Source organism: Pantoea sp. Z09, from assembly GCF_022394795.1.
Classification (GTDB): domain Bacteria; phylum Pseudomonadota; class Gammaproteobacteria; order Enterobacterales; family Enterobacteriaceae; genus Pantoea; species Pantoea latae.
Window position 1 is genome coordinate 2,416,076 of the sequence record NZ_CP092373.1, and the last position, 18,084, is coordinate 2,434,159.

Consider the following 18,084-nt stretch of genomic DNA (forward strand, 5'->3'; position numbering starts at 1 on the left):
GCTCAGGCGCTCTCTCGCATCAGCTGCTCTACCGCATCCACGACATCCTGCACGGTACGCACGGAGCGAAAGGTTTCTGGCTTGATCTTACGCCCGGTTCGCTTTTGCAGGTGCACCACCATGTCGACTGCGTCGATGCTGTCAAGCTCCAGGTCTTCATATAACCGTGCCTCCGGGCGGATCGCCGCCGGATCGGTTTCAAACAGGCTGGTCAGCAACGACGCGACCTCCTGGTAAATTTCGTCTTTATTCATCACAGGTTGGCTCCTGGCGCTTACGCCTGTTGCTGATTAATAAATGCCGCCAGCGTGGCGACAGAGAAAAAGTGCGCGCGCAGCGTCTCGCTTTCTGCAGAAAGCGCCACGCCGTAGCGGTTTTTGACCGCCAGACCCAGTTCAAGCGCATCGATAGAGTCCAGCCCCAGGCCTTCGCCAAAGAGCGGCGCATCGGTTTCAATATCGTCGGGCGTGATCTCTTCGAGATTGAGCGTCTCAATGATCATCTGTTTAAGGGTGTTGATAAGTGCGTCCATTATATTTCCGTCAAACGTCTTCTTCGTGGGGTACCAGCGCCTGCTGCAGATAGCGGGTCAGACGACGCGCCGCCAGAGGCTGCGCATCTTCGCTGGCGGCGCGAAAAGGCTGGCTGCTGATTTGCGCCTGTACGCGCACGGTAAACAGGGGCTTAACCGGCGGAATTTGATACCAGCGGCTCTGCTTGTCGAGCATACGCTGCGTGCAGCTAATGTGAACGACGCGCAGCCCGCAGCCCGCGCGCACCGCGATATTGGCGGCGCCCCGCTGCAGCTTAAGCGCCTCGCCGTAGCGTGTGCGCGTCCCTTCCGGGAAGATCAAAATGGTTTCGCCGCGCGCCAGGCGCTGCTGGCTGTCGGGCAGTAGCGTTTCCGCTTCGCTGTTGATCAGATAATCCGCCGCGCGTATCACGCCGCGGAAAAAAAAGTTGCGCTGAAGATCAGCCTTCACCAGGCAGTCCATCTCCGGCAATACCGAGGCGATCATGACATAGTCGATAAGCGAAGGATGGTTGGCGACAATCAAACATCCCCTGTCCTGCCGCAGCAGCTCCGCGCCGATAATGCGATAGTCATACACCCCGACAAAGCGGCAGAAGCGCAGAAAGCAGCGGAAGCTCCAGGCAATGCTGCGGCGCGCCAGCGCGCGACGTTGCAGGGTATTCCGCTGAATAAGCAGCAGTAGGTTGAACCAGATAAGCGACAGCAGCAGGCCGCCAACGCTGAACAGGCTGAAGCTGACGGCGGTCATCACCAGCCGCCAGTAATAGTTAACGCTGAGTCGACGACGCAAAATCAGAGAGGAATCAGCCATGGCCCCTCTCCCATCGCCAGCTCATGCGCTCGCCTGGCAGGGTAAATTCAGCCGCATCGCTTAACATGCTGTGCAAAAATGCCAGGCTCTGAGGCAGCACATCGGACGGCGTGCCAATCTGCGGACATGCGCGACAGCGCAACGACTCACCCGCGCCAAGCACCAGTCCGACCGCATAAGGCGTTTGCCCGACGTGCGCGGGCAGCCAGGGACGATAGTAATCCGGCACCGCGCCATCAAAATCTACCAGCATTACTTGCTGGTATCCCGCCTGGTGCAGCGCGGTGACTTCGATAAGGCCCTGCTGAAAGGAGTCGATGCCCGCCGAGACAGAGGTCGACACCAGCGGCTGTTGCGCGGCGATCGTCAGGCTGCCCACCGCTGAATTATGTACTGACATGGCAAAATCCGTGGGCGAAAGTGCCTGCTCGTCCGCCAGCGCCGTCAGAATACGTAGATTGCGTTCCAGTTCGCCATGGCGGCTGGTAAACACCACCGCGTCAACATGCTGGCGTGCCAGCAAGGCGAGACCGCATTCAACGGCCGCCCGGCTGCCGCCGCTCAGGCGTCGCGCCGTCATCATCGGCAAAAATTGCGGTTTGGCCACAGGAAGGGTTGGATCTAAAACAGGAGGATGCTGCGCCCAGCGTTGCCAGACATCTCGACTGTCCAGTCCCGGCGCCAGCGCCTGCCATGCAACAAGCGAATATGCCAAATTCATAACTGCGTTCTTATCTTGTATCTTGCGAAGCCAGCGTCAGGCTGTCCTGGTTGAAAACGGTGCGTTTTCGCGTTTCCTCGCATCGCTCTGACAGGTCAGAAGAGTAAGAAAGCCGCGAGAATACTATCGACAAACATCAATGATTCTTTAGTAAAATGCCCGGCACCGCCGGGCGCACGCTTATTTCAGCGCCTGCGCCGCCAGACGCAATTGAATATCCTGGTCGAGGTTATTCACCCAGCGATTGTAATTGGCATGAATTTTCCCGTTGCTGGCTTTCAGGTTTTGGCTGCTGACATACTGAATAGAATAACTTTGCGCCGTATAGGTAACGCGGATATTGGCAACAAATTCGCGCTGCGCATAGCGACCGTTAATCACGCCGGGTGCTACAGGCGTCATGATCCATTTGCGGCCGAGGCCCGCCTCGATAATGGCGGTTTTCATCTCACTGTCAGAGTAGCGCTGGTTTAGCGACTGATCGACATTGTGCACGGGCGCGGTACGCGCGCAGCCTGTTAATAACGTGGCCGCAATAGTCATTACAATAAGAGAACGCTTAGTCATGGTTTATCCCTGTTATGCCTGTTTCAGCCAGGCGGAAATCTCCATACGCGTCCTGAGCGTGTATCGTATCGATCCACACTTTTCAGCTCAGGCACGTTCGAAAGGGCGCTATGTTATCATTTTATGTAAAGAGCTGTAAGCAAAAGTATGCCAGGGAAGCGGCCGTTTATTAATGGAATGATGGCAAAATTTACTGCTAGCGGCGCGCCGCTAGCGCCCCTGCCAGCCGCCACCCAGCGCGCGATAAAGCGCAATCTGCGCCAGCAGCAGGTCGTTTTTCACCGAGACCAGATTCAACTGGGTGCTGAAAAGCGTGCGCTGCGCGTCCAGTTCATCAAGATAGGAGGCGTAGCCGTTCTGATAGCGGTTGCGGGCGATGCGTAGCGCCTCCGACACATACTCCTCCTGCTTTTGCAGCTCCGCCAGCTGCGTCTGCCCTTGCTGAATCGCGTCTATCGCATCGTTGACCTCGGAGAAGGCGTTGCGCACCACCTTTTCGTAGCTGTAGAGCGCCTGATTGCGCGACGCCATCGATACATCGACCTGCGCCGTCAGCGCTTCGCGGTTCAGCAGCGGCGCCAGCACGCTGCCGCCGATGCTCCAGAGGCGGAACGGATCGTCGATCAGCTGATGCAGCTCGCTGCTTTGCAGGGTGCCGCTGGCGGTGAGGTTCAGCGACGGCAGCAGCTTCGCCTGCGAAGAGGCGAGCGTGGCGTCGGCCGCCAGCAGCAGGCGCTGCGCCTGCACGATATCGGGACGCCGGTTCAGCAGCTGCGACGGCAGCAGCTGCGGCATCTGCTGCGGCATAATCTGGTTGAACTGCGGGCGCCGCGCGATCTCGCGCGGGTTCATCCCCACCAGAATGCTCAGCGCGTTCTCCTGCTGGGCAATTTGGTGCTTCAGCTGCGGCACCTGCGCTTTCGCGGTTTGAAACTCCGAGGCCGCCTGCATCCATTCCAGCCGCGAGCTGTAGCCGGTCTCGAACTGCCGCTGCGCCAGCTGGAGCGAGTTGCCGCGCGTGGCCAGCGTCGCCTCGGTGACGCGCAGCTGCTCGTCCAGCGCCACCAGGCTCAGATAGCCTGACGCTACCGAACTGGCGACGGTGAGTTCTGCCGCCGCGGCCGCCGCGCGCTGCGCCTCGAGCGACGCCTCGCTGGCGGCGATGCTGCTGCTACGTGCCCCCCAGAGATCGACATCGTAGCTGGCCTGCAGCAGTCCCTGATACACCGCGTTCTCATAGGGCTGACCGGTTACCGACGACAGCGTGCGCTGGTGCGTTACCCCAACGCCGGCGCTTAGCGTCGGGAAATTGTCGCCCTGCGCCGCGCGCAGCTGGGCGCGATACTGCTCGACGCGCGAACGCGCGGCCAGAATATCGAGGTTATTGCGCAGCGCCTGCGTCACCAGCCGGTTGAGGTTGTCGTCGCCGAAGGCGCGCCACCACTCCGCTTCCGGCGCGGCCGCCGGGCCGACCTGATTACGCCACTGCGGCGGGATCGGCAGCGACGCTGGCGCTTTCTCTACCTCGGTGGCGCAGCCGGCCAGCGTCAGCGCCGTCAGGCTGGCGAGTAGCAGCCGACGCATTACTCCACCGCCTTGTCGCGCGGCTGCGCGGCGGTGTCGATGCTGACCTCAACCGACATGCCGGGCCGCAGCTCGCGCATATCTTCTGCGTCAATGGCGATGCGCACCGGAATACGCTGGGCAATTTTAACGAAGTTGCCAGTGGCGTTATCCGGCGAAATCGCGCTGAACTCCGAACCGGCGGCCGGCGAGATAAACTCCACGTGGCCGCTGAAGCGTTTGCCGTTGAGCGCATCGACGCGAAAGGTCGCCGGCAGCCCCGGACGGATAGCCGCCAGCTGCGTCTCTTTCATATTGGCGATAATCCACTTATGGTCCGGCACCACCGAGGTGAGTCGCGTGCCCGCCGTAACGTAGGCGCCTTTGCGCACCGACAGCTGGCCGAGCTGACCGGCATCCGGCGCGACGATACGCGTGTTCGCCAGGTCAATCTGCGCCAGCTCCAGCGCCGCCTGCGCGCTGGCAACATCCCCTTCCAGCGAAGCGCGGTTGACGATGACGGTTTGCAGATTCTGCTGCGCCACCGCCACCTGCGCCTCCGCCTGGCGCACCGCCGCCTGCGCCTGCGCATTGGCGGCGCGCGCCGCGTCGCGCTCACGCACCGAGAGCGAACCGTCTGCGGCGAGATTTTCCACGCGCTTCAGGTCAAAGCCCCCTTTCTGCGCCTGCGCTTTGGCGTTTTCCAGCGCGGCCTTATTGCTGGCGATGGTAGCTTCCGCGCTGCGGCGCTGCTGCAGATTATTGCTGAGCGCCGCCTGCTTCATCGCCAGCTGCGCCTGCGCCTGATGCACGCGCTGGCGATAGATGCGGTCATCGATGGTCATCAGCAGCTGCCCTTTCTGCACCGGCTGAAGATCAACCACCTCCACCGAGGTGAGATAGCCGCTGACCTGCGGGCTGATAAAGGTCACCTGGCCGCGCACATAGGCGTTCTCGGTGCTCTGAATGGCGCTGGTAAACGGCCAGAGCTGCCAGGCGTAGAGAATAATCAGCACGCCGAGAATAACGATGCCGCTGCCTGCGGCGATAGAGAGTATGCGCCGACGGCTGGCGCGCTCGCGCTCCGCGACCTGTAGTTCATCCTGCTGACTCATCGTGACTCCATAGATTCTTGTGACGCGGCTGCCAGACGCTGTTCCATCAGATTAAAGCGCGCCTGTCGCCAGTTGAGGTAGCGCTGACGGGAAAGCCGCCACAGCGCCCACATCAGGGTGATGAGCGCCAGCGCCGCCGTCAGCAAATAGGTATCGTTATAGGCCAGCACGTTGGCCTGCAGCGTCGCTACCACCTGCAGCTGGCTGGTGCTTTGCGCGCTTTGCAGCACCGGATCGCCCAGCTGACTGCTGAACAGCGCGCTGTACTGGCTCAGGCGCTCCGTGACGTTGGGATCGAGCAGCGACAGCTGATCCCCCAGCAGGCTGGAGTGATATTTTTCGCGCCAGACCTGAAAGGTGCCAAGGATGGCGGAGCCGATCAGGCCGCCGAGGTTCTGGCTCATGCCGAACAGCACCACGAAGCTCACCAGATTTTTCGGCTGCGTCACCACGCTGCCGATGCCGATCAGCATGGCAGGCGCCATAAAAAAGGTGCTGCTGAAGCCGAGCAGGAACTGGCTGAGGTACATATTGTTGGCCCGCGTGACCGGGCTGGCCTGCGCATCCATCAGCGAGGCGACGATCATTACCGCAAGCGAGGTGACGATCGGCCAGTTCAGGTGCGCAGGCTTGATGGTCAGCGCGCTGGTGGCGATGCCGAGCGTCATGCCGCCGATAATCGCCAGCGACAGGCCGCGCATCTGGTCGTTCAGCAGGCCCAGCTGCTGCAAAAAGCCCACCGCGCCGGTGTTCTGCTCCGCCAGCACGATGCGGATCATAATCATCACGATGCCGAGGCGCACCATCGTGCCGCTGCTGAGCCAGCGCGTGTTGATCAGCGGATTTTTTCGGTTGTGCTCAATAACGATCGCCGCGACGATCAGCACCAGCGCGATGGCGAGGCAGACGCCGAGCCAGGGCGTGGTGAACCACCACTCGATGCGTCCCAGCGACAGCACGCCGCAGATCAGCGCCATACCGGGCGCCAGCAGCATAAAGGTGACGAAATCCAGTTTTTCAAAGGCTTTGATGCGGTCGCCCGGCGGCAGCTTCACCACCAGCACGCAGCCCAGCGCGATCATCGCCAGCCCCAGCTCAAACAGGTAGAGCCCGCGCCACTCCTCCAGCTGCAGCAGCTCGGTGGAAAAAAGCCGCGCCATCGGAATGGCGAACTGCGACACGGTAAGCCCAATCACCAGCGCCTTCAGCCGGTGTTTCGCCGGCCACGCCTGCACCTGATAGTAGATCCCCAGCGAGCTGAGCGCCGCGCCCGCCATGCCGTGCGCGGTGCGCACAATAATCGCAGAGCTGAGATCGTTGGCGAAAAGATGAAAAAAGGCCACCAGCACATAGAGCACCAGAAACGCCTCGGTAAAGACGCGCAGGCCGAACTGCTGGCGAAACTTCACCAGCAGCAGGTTGATGGAGATATTGCCCATCACATAGACCGCGGGCAGCCAGGCGATCTCGTTTGAGTAGGCGCCGAAGGTACCCTGCAGATTGGTCAGATTGGCGGTGACCAGCGCGTTGCTGAGCGCGCCGGTCAGGGAGATCAGCAGGCCGATCAGGCCAAAGGCGATGCGTTTCGGCGGCGAATGCAGCGGCGTCGAGGGCGATCCCGGCAGCATCGGCTTTTCATGCGGCAACCATTCGCGCTGCGCGTAGGGGTTGCGTCTGGCCACGTTACATATTTCCCATGCGCGTCAGCAGCTGTTGCAGCACCTGCTCCGTGGTCGCCAGCGCCTGCGGATCGATATCGCCCAGCAGATCGGCGCGCAGCGCGTCCGCCTCGTTTTTCACTAAGGCGAACGCCTGGTTGCCCTTTTCCGTCAGCACCAGATGCCGCTTGCGGCGATCTTCCGGCGGCTGCACCCGCGACAGCAGCTCCTGCTTCACCAGACGATCGATCAGCGGCACCATGCTGGCGTCTTCCAGACCCAGCATCTGCGCCAGCTCCGTCTGGGTCAGCGGCCGCGTTTCGCTGGCGATAAGGCCAATCGCCATCCAGCTGCTCATGCTCAGGCCACTGTGTTTAAGATGACGGTCCACGGCGAGTCGCCAGGCGTGCGCCGACTGATAGAGCAAATGGGTGAATGTTTTATAGTGGAGAGTCAAAGCGTAGCGACCTAATTGTTAGAGTTCTAACTAAATGAGTGCGTTATTATACGCAGAGCAAATTGCTAAAGAAAATAGCACATGGCGTTAAAAAAAGACGTGCTGCCTGCACGCTTTTTAAGGCCATATTAGCGTTCACTGCGGCCACAACCGGAGAGCAGCATGCCCGATCGCAACAGCAACTGGATAGATCTGCGCCGCGACGCGACGCGCGGTATCGAGACCATCCGCGCGCATTTCACCGGCCACGCCTACGATCCCCACTGGCACGACAGCTACCTGATTGGCGTCACAGAGCAAGGGGTCCAGCAGTTTCACTCGCGCCGCAAGCGGCATCAGAGCCGTCCCGGCACGGTGTTTATGCTGGAGCCAGAGGAGCTGCACGACGGCGACGCGGTGGACGCGCAGGGCTTTACCTATCGCATGCTCTACCTGTCGCCGTCGCAGCTGCGCCAGCAGTTAGCGCACGAGGGCGACGGCGAGCTGCATTTCGCCGCCACGCTGCGCGACGATAAACAGCTCGCCTGTGCCGTCTGGCACTGCTTCGACGCGCTGTGGCACGATCATCCCGCGTTGATCAAAGAGGCGACGCTGGACCGGCTGTTTATGCAGCTGGAGGCGCATCCTCTGTGGCGCAGCGAGGTGCGTCCGGCGGATCGCGACCGGCTGCTGGCGCAGCAGGCGCGCGACTGGCTGATCGCGCATCACGCCTCTAATCCCGGCCTGCAGGCGATGGCGGACGCGCTGAAGGTCGATCGTTTTCGCCTCTCGCGCCTGTTTCAGGCGCAGTGGGGATTGCCGCCCCACGCCTGGCTGGTGCAGTGGCGCCTTTCGCAGGCGCGTCGCCTGCTGGCGACGGGCAGCGCCGCAGCCGATGTCGCCGCCACGCTCGGCTTCGCCGATCAGAGCCATCTCGGCCGCTGGTTTAAGCGCGCCTGTCACCTGACGCCGGCACGCTATCAACAGGCCTGCACAAATCTTCCAGACCCCGGCTGAGGCGCGGTTCACAATAGCCTTTTCTGTCTGGAGAAGCGCTATGCAAGACCCTCGTTGCGTCATGATTTTACACACCGATCTCGCCCCGGGAAAAGCCGCCAACGCCGCGGCGGTGATCGCGTTAACCCTCGGCCAGCGCCATCCTGCGCTGGTGGGCGAAGCGCTGCAGGATGCGGAACAACGCCGCTTTCCCGGCCTTATCCCGCTGGGCATTCCGGTGCTGGCGGCAAGCCATGAAGAGATGGATCGCCTGCGCGCCCGCTGCGCGGAGACGGCGTGTGACCTTGTGCTGTTTCCTGAACAGGGGCAAACCACCACCGACTATGCGGCGTTTAGCGCGGCGATGCGCGCCATCCCGGCGCCAGCGTGGCGCCTGCTGGGCCTGGCGCTGGTCGGCGAGAAACAAGCGGTGCGAAAACTCACCTCAACGTTAAGGCTATTTAGCTAAGTTATAGCAGGAAAGAAACACGGATTTTTTTCCTGCTGCGGGAAAATTGCCCGGCTGTACAAATAAAGCTGTACAGATTTATCCTAATCAGTACAGTTTTATATCATTGTTTTATAACAGATAGCACAAATAGCTTATCTTTTGCCTTGTGTCTGTACACCTTCTTTGTATAACTTTAGCTCCCATGAATCGGGTAACGATTCCGTAACGAATGATGCGCTTGCGTCGCCTCTGAAGGTGTCAGTGGATTTCCACCTTCAGAGGTCCTTTTTTATTTCGATATGATTCGGACCCTTTACATCTGTCCATGTAAGGGGATTTTTAACATCAATCGTCCTGGTATCCGAGCTGAGATTCGGGCTGTTTTAAGGGCTGACACATGCAAAACGCTGTTCCACAAACCGATCAAGAGATTGCTGACTACTTCAACACCGCGGCTAATACGGCAGCCAGCGAAATGGAAATGCTGGGCCTGGTGGTCGCTGAAATTTTGCAAGCGGGCAAGCCTGTTACCAATAAAGCCATTATCTCTAAGCTTATTCACCGGCTGGAGCTGGAGACGGATGGAGTGTCGCTCGACATCTACCGTCAGCTGCTTGAGCTGGTTGTGCATAAAACGCCTGACGATTTGTCGGTGTAGCGCCCGACTCCAGGGACGGAGTCACCCTGCCATTTTGTGATCGCTGGCAAATTTCCTCGCTAACCAGTACCCTTCTCAGCCTGATCCTTTCCTGTTCTCCCGGCCTGCCCTGAGAACCTATGATTAAAAAAGAGCCTGCACCTGTATGAGTCAACCCAACGACGTTGCCGCGCATCACGCCGTGGACAACGACCTGAGCGTGGGTCGCGTTTTGCGCTCCCCTGCCCTGCTCACCCGAGAGTGCCTTGCCGGCGTGATTACCGCGCTGGCGCTTATCCCTGAAGTGATCTCGTTTTCGGTGATCGCCGGCGTTGACCCGAAGGTCAGCCTGGTCGCCTCTGTGGTGCTCTGCCTGACGCTGTCGGTGCTGGGCGGCCGTCCGGCGATGGTGACCGCCGCGGCCGGTTCGGTGGCGCTGGTGATTGGCCCGATGGTGCATGCGCACGGCGTGGCATATATTCTGCCGGCGGTGGTGCTGGGCGGCGTGATCCAGATCCTGTTCGGCGTTGCCGGCCTGGCACGCATGATGCGCTATATTCCGCGTTCAGTGATGCTCGGCTTCGTCAACGCGCTGGGCGTGCTGATCTTCTTTGCCCAGGTGCCGCACGTCTGGGGCCAGAGCGCGCTGGTGTGGCTGCTGTTCGCCGTCACGCTGGCGATTGTCCTGCTGCTGCCGCGCGTGCTGAAAAGCGTGCCTTCGCCGCTGATCGCCATTGTGGTGGTCACCGCCGTGGCGCTGCTGCTGGGCTGGCGCGTGCCCAACGTGGGCGATGAAGGCCCGATGAGCGCCGGTTTGCCCGGCCTGAACGCGCTGCAGGTCCCGCTGACGTGGCAGACGCTGCAGATCGTCTGGCCGACGGCGCTCAGCATCGCCTTTGTCGGGCTAATGGAGTCGCTGCTGACCGCCAAGCTGGTTGACGATCTCACCGACACGCTCTCCAGCAAGCGACGCGAATCCTGGGGCCTGGGCGTGGCGAATATTTTCGCCGCCTTCTACGGCGGCATCGCCGGCTGCGCCATGATCGGTCAGACCATCGTCAACGTCGAACTGGGCAAGGCGCGCACCCGCGTCTCAACCGTGGTCGCCGGGCTGGTGCTGCTGCTGCTGGTCACCGGCCTGAGCGCGCTGATGGCGCAAATTCCGATGGTGGTGCTGGCGGGCATTATGATGGTCGTTGCCGCGAAAACGGTGAACTGGCACAGCCTGCAGCCCGCCACGCTAAAACGGATGCCCTGGTCAGAGACGCTGGTGATGGGCCTGACGATTGGGGTCACGGTGTGGACCGGTAACCTGGCGCTGGGCGTGCTGGCGGGCGTGATTGCCGCCATGCTGCTGTTCGCGCGCCGTATCGCGCATGTGATCCATGCCGAGCGCGAGCTGAGCGCCGACGGCACATCGGTGCGCTACACCGTGCGCGGGCCGCTGTTCTTCGCCAGCAGCAACGATCTGTTTGAGCACTTCGACTACGGACATGATCCTGCGCAGGTCACTATCGATCTCACCCATGCGCAAATCTGGGATGCCTCATCGGTGGCCGCCCTTGACGGCATTGAGTATCGCTACCAGCGCCACGGCGCGCAGGTGACCATTGTTGGGCTAGACAGCCGCAGCAGCGATTTTCATCAGCGCCTGACCGGGAAATTTGAATAAGCGTTTTTTGCTGAGCGATGCGGTCGACGCCGCATCGCTGTCACAGCGGTTTGATCTGGCGGCGGGCTTTATAGCGTGCCACCAGCGTCGTCAGCGCCTGATAGATCACGCCGGCGTAGAGGCTTTTCACCACCACCATCCCCGTCTCCATTCCCTCTTTCTGCCAGAAGCAGAACCACATAAACAGGCCCCACAGCAGGGAAAACAGCAGCCAGCCTTTGATAAATTTTACGACGCCCTGCATCTTGTTTCCTTTTTGACGGCGGCCCGTGCCGCGTGACGGAGGCGTGAAAGTAACGCATCAGGCGCGGTTTTGCACCTCAGGCTGGCGCAGATGAGAGGCGGGTCAACTTTCCGCGCAAAAGCAAATTCAGGAGTTTCCCCCTGGTGAGCTGGCCACGGCCTGCTACGCTTTAATTTCATTGCATTTTAATGCTTTCTTTTCAATACCAGAGAATGAGGTGGCAACGATGAACAACGTGAAAAAAGGGATCTGCATTACGCTGGCGGTCATGGCGCTGGCAGGCTGTATGCACCGCAGCAATGCGATTAAATCAGATGGCCGTCCTCATGCGCCAAGCGGCCAGTCGTCGCCGGGCGGCACGCTCGGTTCAGGCCCGGTTGGCCAGCCGCAGTCTTAATGGTAAAAACCCGGTTAACACCGGGTTTTTTCTGGCGCGCAGGCACAAAAAAACCGCCCAGAAGGCGGTCACGACATTGCTTATATTGCTTTGTTTTAATTTGTTTTTTCTGGTAGACAGAAATGGTGCCCGGGGCGGGACTTGAACCCGCACGACCATAAGCCGAGGGATTTTAAATCCCTTGTGTCTACCGATTTCACCACCCGGGCAGGGTGTAAAGTGGAGGCGCGTCCCGGAGTCGAACCGAGGTGGACGGATTTGCAATCCGCTGCATGGCCACTCTGCCAACGCGCCTTTATCCGCTGTGCCGCCAGGTTATCCTGACCTGCAAATCTGGAGCGGGAAACGAGACTCGAACTCGCGACCCCGACCTTGGCAAGGTCGTGCTCTACCAACTGAGCTATTCCCGCATTAGCCAGCAATCCGATGGAACTTGCTGATTTTCTTTATCTTCTGACAGCCTCGCTGCCGTTCGATGCGATGCATTCTACTGACCTGACGCATTGAGTCAACAGAATTATCCTCACAATGCGTCCGTTTGCTGCTTTTTAAGTCGCATCGATCAGCTATCGAGCAGATCCCCGCGCGCGGCGCTCAAATACTGAAACATTGACCAGAAAGTGAGCACGGCGGCGATATAGAGCGCCACCACGCCCACCGCGACCACGGTGGTGTCGTAACGCCACAGCAGCGCCACCAGCGACAGCATCTGCGCCGTGGTTTTCACCTTGCCGATCCAGGAGACCGCCACGCTGCTGCGCTTGCCGATTTCCGCCATCCATTCGCGCAGCGCGGAGATAATAATCTCACGCGCGATCATGGTCGCGGCCGGCAGGGTAATCCACCAGGAATGAAAGTATTCCGCCACCAGCACCAGCGCAATCGCCACCATCACCTTATCGGCTACCGGATCGAGAAAGGCGCCGAAGCGCGTGGTTTGCTTCCAGCGGCGCGCCAGAAAGCCGTCGAACCAGTCGGTCACGGCGGCGATCACGAAGATCAGCGCGGCGGCGAAAGGCGCCCAGTAGAACGGCAGATAGAAAGCCAGCACGAAAAAAGGGATCAGGACGACTCGAAACAGGGTGAGACACGTCGGAATGTTATATTGCATATGCCGGTAACTGTCTGGAATGGGTAGAATTTCCCCTATGTTCCTACATTGCCTCACCTGTTTCAATGCTAGTGTTTTAGCGAATGGTATATTTTTTCGGCCAGCGCGAACGAAATGCCAGGCACATTGGCGATCTCCTCGACCGTTGCGTTCATCAGCGGTTGCAGGCCTCCCATGTACTTCAGCAGCTGCTGGCGACGTTTTGGACCGATGCCTTCTATGCTCTCCAGCGCGCTGGTGTTCTTCACTTTCGCCCGTTTTTTACGGTGGCCCGAAATTGCATGATTGTGAGCGTCATCACGAATATACTGAATGACGTGCAGCGCAGGCGCGTCTGGCGGCAGTGAAACGCCCTCGCCTTCCGCCTCGAAGAACAGCGTTTCCAGCCCCGCTTTACGATCGCTGCCTTTCGCCACCCCTAACAGGATCGGCCGCGATTTGTCCCACTCTACCTCCAGCTCAGCAAACACCTGCTTCGCCTGCGACAGCTGGCCTTTGCCGCCATCGATGAGAATAACGTCGGGGATTTTATCCTCGTCCAGCGCCTTGCCGTAGCGGCGACGCAGCACCTGATTCATCGCCGCATAGTCATCCCCAGGGGTGATGCCGTCGATATTGTAGCGGCGGTAGTCGCTGCGCAGCGGGCCATTGGCGTCGAACACCACGCAGGAGGCGATGGTCTGCTCGCCCATGGTGTGGCTGATGTCGAAACACTCCATGCGGTTAATTTTGTCGAGTTCGAGGAACTGCGCCAGCGCCGCCAGCCGCTGCTGGATGGTGGAGTGCTGCGACAGCCGCGTGGTGAGCGCCGTTGCCGCGTTGGTGCGCGCCAGCTTGAGGTAGCGCGCGCGATCGCCGCGCGGCTTGCTCTGGATAGCCACGCGCCGCCCTGCCAGCTCGCTCAGCGACGCGGAGAGCAGCTCGCGCTCCGGCAGGTCGAAGTCGAGCAGGATATCGCCCGGCAGGGTGCGCGCTTCGCTGCCCTGCAGATAGAACTGGCCGACAAAGGTCTGCACCACTTCCGCCAGCTCGGTGTCCGCCGGCACTTTTGGAAAGTAGCTGCGGCTGCCTAATACCTTGCCCTGACGAATAAACAGCACGTGCAGACAGGCCATACCGGCGTCGTAGGCCACGCCCATCACATCGAGATCGTCGCCCTGATTCGAGACAAACTGCTTTTCGGTGATGCGGCGCACCGCCTGAATCTGATCGCGCAGACGCGCCGCCTCTTCAAAGCGCAGCCCGACGCTCGCCTCTTCCATCCGCTTCACCAGCATGTTCAGCACCTGATCGTCCTTGCCGGACAAAAAGAGCCGCACATACTCGGTCTGCTGCGCATACTCCTCTTCGCTCACCAGACCGGCGACGCAGGGACCGAGGCAGCGGCCAATCTGATACTGCAGACAGGGTCGGGAGCGATTGCGGTAGACGCTGTTTTCGCACTGGCGAATCGGAAACACCTTCTGCATCAGCGCCAGAGTTTCACGCACCGCGTAGCCGTTGGGGAACGGGCCAAAATATTCGCCTTTGGCATGTTTCGCGCCGCGATGATAGGCCAGGCGCGGATGGGCGTCGCTGCTGAGAAAAATAAACGGATAGGACTTATCGTCACGCATCAGCACGTTGTAGCGCGGCTGATAGAGCTTGATGTAGTTGTGCTCAAGCAGCAGCGCTTCCGTTTCGGTATGCGTGACGGTGACGTCTATATGATGGATGTTGCTCACCAGCACCTCTGTCTTTCGACTGCCGACGTGGCTGCGAAAGTAGCTGCTGAGGCGCTTTTTAAGATCTTTAGCTTTTCCTACATAGATCACGGTGTCCGAGGCATCGTACATGCGGTACACGCCCGGCTGACTGGTCACCGTGCTGAGAAAGGCTTTGGCGTCGAAAACTTCACTCACTACTGATTAACGGCTCCGCATTGAACAGGCCATGTCGAATGGCCAGATGCGTTAACTCTACGTCACCGCTGATGTTTAGCTTGCTGAACATGCGATAACGGTAGCTGTTAACGGTTTTAGGACTGAGATTGAGCTGCTCGGAAATTTCCGTCACCTTTTGCCCCCGGGTGATCATCAGCATAATCTGCAATTCCCTTTCCGACAAACAGCTGAAGGGCGATTCTGCCTTTTGCGGCTCAATCTGGCTCAGCGCCATCTGCTGCGCGATATCTGAAGCGATGTAGCGCTGACCGGCGTGCACCGAACGAATTGCGTTCACCACCTCCTGCGGCGCGGCGCCTTTGCTGAGGTAGCCCGCCGCGCCCGCCTGCATCACTTTAGCGGGCAGCGGGTTTTCGGTGTGGATGGTCAGCATAATAATTTTGATGTCGGGATTAAAGCGCACGATTTTGCGCGTCGCCTCCAGCCCGCCGATGCCGGGCATATTCATATCCATCAGGATCACATCAACCGGATGGGCGCGACACCATTTCACCGCGTCCTCGCCGCAACAGGCCTCTCCCGCGACCACAAGACCTTTCATATCTTCCAGTATGCGTCGAATACCGGTGCGTACCAGTTCATGGTCATCCACAAGAAGAACACTGATCAACGGGGAGCACTCCGCAAGCAAAAAGGGGGAATAAAACGAGTAGTGAATGCGCGCATGATACCTGCTTTTCAGGGTAATGAACATCAACGGGCTGAATGTAAGACCGTATTCAATGATTTACATCAAAGCTTTTCTTTTCGTTCAAAAAATATGTTGAATGGATAAAATTCAGGCGAAAGTTTTTTATAACTAGTTATTTATTTTCAATCAGTTAAATTATAACGCCGCGTAAAGTTATTTTACGGGATAAATGAGTTGACGCGCTCCTGTGAAAATTATTCATCATCTACATTAAATAATATCCGGTTGTGAGCCGAGCGCCGTCACGCTTCGCTTTTACAGGGAAAAGCGGTGATGTGATATACTCACGCACGGCTGCGCGGAACATGCCGGCACGATCATTCACCCCCAAGGAGATTACAATGAGCGATGAAGAATTCGTCACCTCGCACGACACGCTGAAGCTGGCCGATGAGGTAGCCTGCCTGAAGATGATGGTTACGCTGATTCTGAAAGGAATGGGCCAGGCGGACGCCGGTAAAGTGATTATAAATATGGAGCGCTACGTGCAGACGCTGGGCGACAAACCCCAGGCAGAAGTGTTCAGCAACACCATTAAGCAGATTAAAACCGCGTATCGTCAGTGATGCGTTCGCCCCCGCTACAGCGGGGGCGCGCCGTCAGGTGTGCGACTGCCAGTTTACCGAGACGCCCAGCGACGGCAGCACCTCTTCAGGACTAAAGCGGCGCGTACCGCGATATTTTTCCGCCAGCGCCGGCTGCTCGACCGGGATACGAATGGCAAACAGGTTGTCTTCCGACTGGATTAAGCCCGGGGTAAGCGGCTCATACGCCACCTGATGCTCTTCAAACATTTTCTCCAGCATCGGCGTCGCCGAGCTGATCAAATACTCCATGCCGTTGAGTTCGGCGAGCTGCACGGCGTGCCACAACAGGTTGAACGGCAGTTCCGCATCCAGCTCCAGCTTCGCTGAGAAGCGCGACATCTCCCACACCTTCTCATGACTGAACGGCACCACCAGCCCTTCGTTTTGGGTTGGTTCCTGCCACGGCATCAGACGCGCGCAGCCGCTGATGCCATCGCGCGCGTTCCAGGCCAGCAGCCAGGTGACGTCCGAACGATCGAAACGATCATACTCCTGGCCCGGCGTGCTCAGACGCGGCGGAATTGACCAACCTTCTCCACGCGCAAATACGCTATATCGGTAGCTGCCTAACTCGGCCAGCAGAGAGGACGGCATATCCTTTAACTGGGTTTGAATTATTTTCATCATGCGCCCCTGACATCCTCATGTTTGCACTGATTTACGCTACGCCAGCCTGGCAACGTTCCGGCGCAGGGTAGACAACTGCCTCCGGTAACGTAACTACTAAAATTAGTAGTTGTCATTTTCTATATCAGTCCAATTGCCGCCGCATAACAGGCAATTTGCGTTTTATTGGAAACATTAAATCGCTTTTGCATATTTTTTTGGTGAAAATTGACCGTGTGTTGCGAAATAGACAAAATAAGCGAAATTTCAGCCGAGGTTTTCCCTTCGGCGGTCCATTTCAAAATCTCCAGCTCGCGCTGGCTGAAATCATTTTTTAGCACCATCAGCGCATCATCTGAAAAGCGCTGCAGGGCGCGCAAGCTCAGTTCCGCCAGAAAGTGCAGTTTCACTTCCAGCTCGGTGTGCAAATGCTGCGTCTTTCTTGCCAGGCGAGATGCTATAGATAATATACCAATGGCGCGATTTGACGCCATCGCGGAGCAGGAAAATCCGCTGATTAGCCCATACTCCTGCGCCTCTTTCCACAAATCCCCGGCCCCAGTGAAGATGTCATCCGTCCACTCCAGCCCTCGTCCCGGCTGCTGGCAAAGCAATAACACCGGATCGACGGCGTAATAGTTTTGTTCCTCATAGCGTTTCATCCAGGCTTTGGGATAAGTGTGGTGCAAAAAAATGCGCGGACGGGTAAAAGGCACAGGATGCTGAATCAAAAAGGAATAGCTATCGAAGCCTAATGACACCACCAGCGTCTGAATAAGCGTCTTCAATTGCGCGGTTGAAGTGATAGCCTGAAATTGTTTTTCCGTCTCTCTGCGCCAGACGAAATAATTGTCGTTAGTCATATTGCCTCGGCGTTATCCTCACGCTGATGCGTCTGGTTATTGAGGTTATTCATTTGCAAAAAAATAAATTTATAAGAGAAAAAAGTTTTATTGAGAAAAACAGATATGCAAGTAAAAACCACGTGACGTCCGGTTGTTCGTGTTTTACTAAAAGCCTGTCGCATGCGCTTCCCGAAAAGTGATCTCATTCACAGCATTATAGCGCCAAAAAAAACAGAATAAGATTTTTCTGATAGAGATTCAATCATCACCAACACAATAAATTTTCCATACATTGAGCACCATTTAGCATAGCCATTAAGTAAAATTAGCATAACTCGTAATTTATTTGTAAACATAGAGTTAAGCTACTCTAAAGAAAGGGTGCCAGCCGTGAATGAAATTAGCGCACCTTCTTGCCGCCTCGCTTATCGATTTCGCGTGTCAGCGCGACGCAATCGGGGCTACGCTTAACAGCTCAAGCCTTTGCATTTTTCTGAC

Annotated in this window: 21 protein-coding genes and 3 tRNA genes; 6 read left to right on the forward strand and 18 right to left on the reverse strand. The window is 58.3% G+C overall.

Annotation, left to right across the window (positions count from 1 at the left end; translation table 11 throughout):
* Positions 1-2: 2 nt before the first annotated feature.
* From MC269_RS11580 to MC269_RS11620, 9 genes are all read right to left on the reverse strand, one after another.
* Positions 3-254, reverse strand: coding sequence for an acyl carrier protein (locus MC269_RS11580; RefSeq protein WP_371824339.1), 252 nt, complete (start codon positions 252-254; stop codon positions 3-5).
* A gap of 20 nt (positions 255-274) precedes the next feature.
* Positions 275-532 carry a phosphopantetheine-binding protein gene (locus tag MC269_RS11585; protein ID WP_239952495.1) on the reverse strand — a complete coding sequence of 86 codons (258 nt, stop codon included), beginning with the start codon at positions 530-532 and terminating at the stop codon, positions 275-277.
* A gap of 10 nt (positions 533-542) precedes the next feature.
* A complete protein-coding gene (locus MC269_RS11590) occupies positions 543-1,346 on the reverse strand; it encodes a 1-acyl-sn-glycerol-3-phosphate acyltransferase (protein ID WP_239952496.1) in 804 nt (267 codons plus the stop codon).
* Positions 1,339-2,067 carry a beta-ketoacyl synthase chain length factor gene (locus MC269_RS11595; protein ID WP_239952497.1) on the reverse strand — a complete coding sequence of 243 codons (729 nt, stop codon included), beginning with the start codon at positions 2,065-2,067 and terminating at the stop codon, positions 1,339-1,341. The genes MC269_RS11590 and MC269_RS11595 overlap by 8 nt, the downstream gene beginning before the upstream one ends.
* Before the next feature lie 180 nt (positions 2,068-2,247).
* Entirely contained in the window at positions 2,248-2,634 is a 387-nt protein-coding gene (locus tag MC269_RS11600; protein WP_239952498.1) for a hypothetical protein, read from the reverse strand.
* A gap of 210 nt (positions 2,635-2,844) precedes the next feature.
* Positions 2,845-4,218 (reverse strand): efflux transporter outer membrane subunit, encoded by a 1,374-nt coding sequence (locus MC269_RS11605; protein WP_239952499.1) that lies wholly within the window; start codon positions 4,216-4,218, stop codon positions 2,845-2,847.
* The gene (locus MC269_RS11610) at positions 4,218-5,312 is read right to left on the reverse strand and encodes an HlyD family secretion protein (protein ID WP_239952500.1); all 1,095 of its coding nucleotides are present in this window, start codon (positions 5,310-5,312) and stop codon (positions 4,218-4,220) included. The genes MC269_RS11605 and MC269_RS11610 overlap by 1 nt, the downstream gene beginning before the upstream one ends.
* On the reverse strand, positions 5,309-6,994 hold the full coding sequence (locus MC269_RS11615; protein WP_239952501.1) for an MFS transporter: 1,686 nt from the start codon (positions 6,992-6,994) through the stop codon (positions 5,309-5,311). Before MC269_RS11615 ends, MC269_RS11610 begins: the two co-directional genes overlap by 4 nt.
* Before the next feature lies 1 nt (position 6,995).
* Positions 6,996-7,427 carry a MarR family winged helix-turn-helix transcriptional regulator gene (locus MC269_RS11620; protein WP_239952502.1) on the reverse strand — a complete coding sequence of 144 codons (432 nt, stop codon included), beginning with the start codon at positions 7,425-7,427 and terminating at the stop codon, positions 6,996-6,998.
* A gap of 162 nt (positions 7,428-7,589) precedes the next feature.
* Between MC269_RS11620 and MC269_RS11625 the strand changes: the two genes are divergently transcribed.
* The 4 genes from MC269_RS11625 (at position 7,590) to MC269_RS11640 (ending at position 11,162) form a co-directional block, all read left to right on the forward strand.
* Entirely contained in the window at positions 7,590-8,423 is an 834-nt protein-coding gene (locus MC269_RS11625; RefSeq protein WP_239952503.1) for an AraC family transcriptional regulator, read from the forward strand.
* 40 nt (positions 8,424-8,463) lie between these two features.
* The gene (locus tag MC269_RS11630; protein WP_239952504.1) at positions 8,464-8,871 is read left to right on the forward strand and encodes a DUF2000 domain-containing protein; all 408 of its coding nucleotides are present in this window, start codon (positions 8,464-8,466) and stop codon (positions 8,869-8,871) included.
* A 379-nt stretch (positions 8,872-9,250) separates the two neighbouring features.
* Positions 9,251-9,511, forward strand: a complete 261-nt coding sequence (locus MC269_RS11635; RefSeq protein ID WP_081135519.1) for a biofilm/acid-resistance regulator YmgB/AriR — start codon at positions 9,251-9,253, stop codon at positions 9,509-9,511.
* 145 nt (positions 9,512-9,656) lie between these two features.
* Entirely contained in the window at positions 9,657-11,162 is a 1,506-nt protein-coding gene (locus MC269_RS11640) for a SulP family inorganic anion transporter (protein ID WP_239952505.1), read from the forward strand.
* A gap of 40 nt (positions 11,163-11,202) precedes the next feature.
* Here MC269_RS11640 and MC269_RS11645 read toward each other — a convergent pair whose 3' ends face one another.
* Complete coding sequence (locus tag MC269_RS11645; RefSeq protein WP_239952506.1) at positions 11,203-11,406, reverse strand: DUF6404 family protein; 204 nt, start codon at positions 11,404-11,406, stop codon at positions 11,203-11,205.
* Between the two features lie 226 nt (positions 11,407-11,632).
* Here MC269_RS11645 and MC269_RS11650 point away from each other — a divergent pair, with 226 nt between their 5' ends.
* Positions 11,633-11,803: a hypothetical protein gene (locus MC269_RS11650; RefSeq protein ID WP_239952507.1), complete on the forward strand. Its 171-nt coding sequence runs from the start codon at positions 11,633-11,635 to the stop codon at positions 11,801-11,803.
* Positions 11,804-11,926: 123 nt separating this feature from the next.
* Here the strand turns inward: MC269_RS11650 and MC269_RS11655 are convergent.
* From MC269_RS11655 to uvrY, 6 genes are all read right to left on the reverse strand, one after another.
* Positions 11,927-12,012: transfer RNA gene (locus tag MC269_RS11655), tRNA-Leu, on the reverse strand.
* An 11-nt stretch (positions 12,013-12,023) separates the two neighbouring features.
* Positions 12,024-12,097 (reverse strand) — tRNA-Cys (locus tag MC269_RS11660).
* Between the two features lie 40 nt (positions 12,098-12,137).
* Positions 12,138-12,213 (reverse strand) — tRNA-Gly (locus MC269_RS11665).
* A 152-nt stretch (positions 12,214-12,365) separates the two neighbouring features.
* Positions 12,366-12,914, reverse strand: a complete 549-nt coding sequence (gene pgsA, locus MC269_RS11670; protein WP_081135556.1) for a CDP-diacylglycerol--glycerol-3-phosphate 3-phosphatidyltransferase — start codon at positions 12,912-12,914, stop codon at positions 12,366-12,368.
* A 68-nt stretch (positions 12,915-12,982) separates the two neighbouring features.
* Positions 12,983-14,815 carry an excinuclease ABC subunit UvrC gene (uvrC, locus tag MC269_RS11675; RefSeq protein WP_239952508.1) on the reverse strand — a complete coding sequence of 611 codons (1,833 nt, stop codon included), beginning with the start codon at positions 14,813-14,815 and terminating at the stop codon, positions 12,983-12,985.
* Positions 14,808-15,467, reverse strand: coding sequence for a UvrY/SirA/GacA family response regulator transcription factor (gene uvrY / locus MC269_RS11680; protein ID WP_081135564.1), 660 nt, complete (start codon positions 15,465-15,467; stop codon positions 14,808-14,810). Before uvrY ends, uvrC begins: the two co-directional genes overlap by 8 nt.
* A 422-nt stretch (positions 15,468-15,889) precedes the next feature.
* On the opposite strand from uvrY, the gene MC269_RS11685 reads away from it, so the two are divergent.
* Entirely contained in the window at positions 15,890-16,114 is a 225-nt protein-coding gene (locus tag MC269_RS11685) for a DUF2594 family protein (protein WP_033751095.1), read from the forward strand.
* A gap of 33 nt (positions 16,115-16,147) precedes the next feature.
* On the opposite strand, the gene MC269_RS11690 is transcribed toward MC269_RS11685, so the two are convergent.
* Both MC269_RS11690 and sdiA read right to left on the reverse strand, forming a co-directional pair.
* Positions 16,148-16,759 carry an acyl-homoserine-lactone synthase gene (locus MC269_RS11690; protein WP_081135569.1) on the reverse strand — a complete coding sequence of 204 codons (612 nt, stop codon included), beginning with the start codon at positions 16,757-16,759 and terminating at the stop codon, positions 16,148-16,150.
* A gap of 122 nt (positions 16,760-16,881) precedes the next feature.
* Positions 16,882-17,604: a transcriptional regulator SdiA gene (sdiA, locus tag MC269_RS11695; protein ID WP_081135573.1), complete on the reverse strand. Its 723-nt coding sequence runs from the start codon at positions 17,602-17,604 to the stop codon at positions 16,882-16,884.
* Between the last annotated feature and the right edge of the window lie 480 nt (positions 17,605-18,084).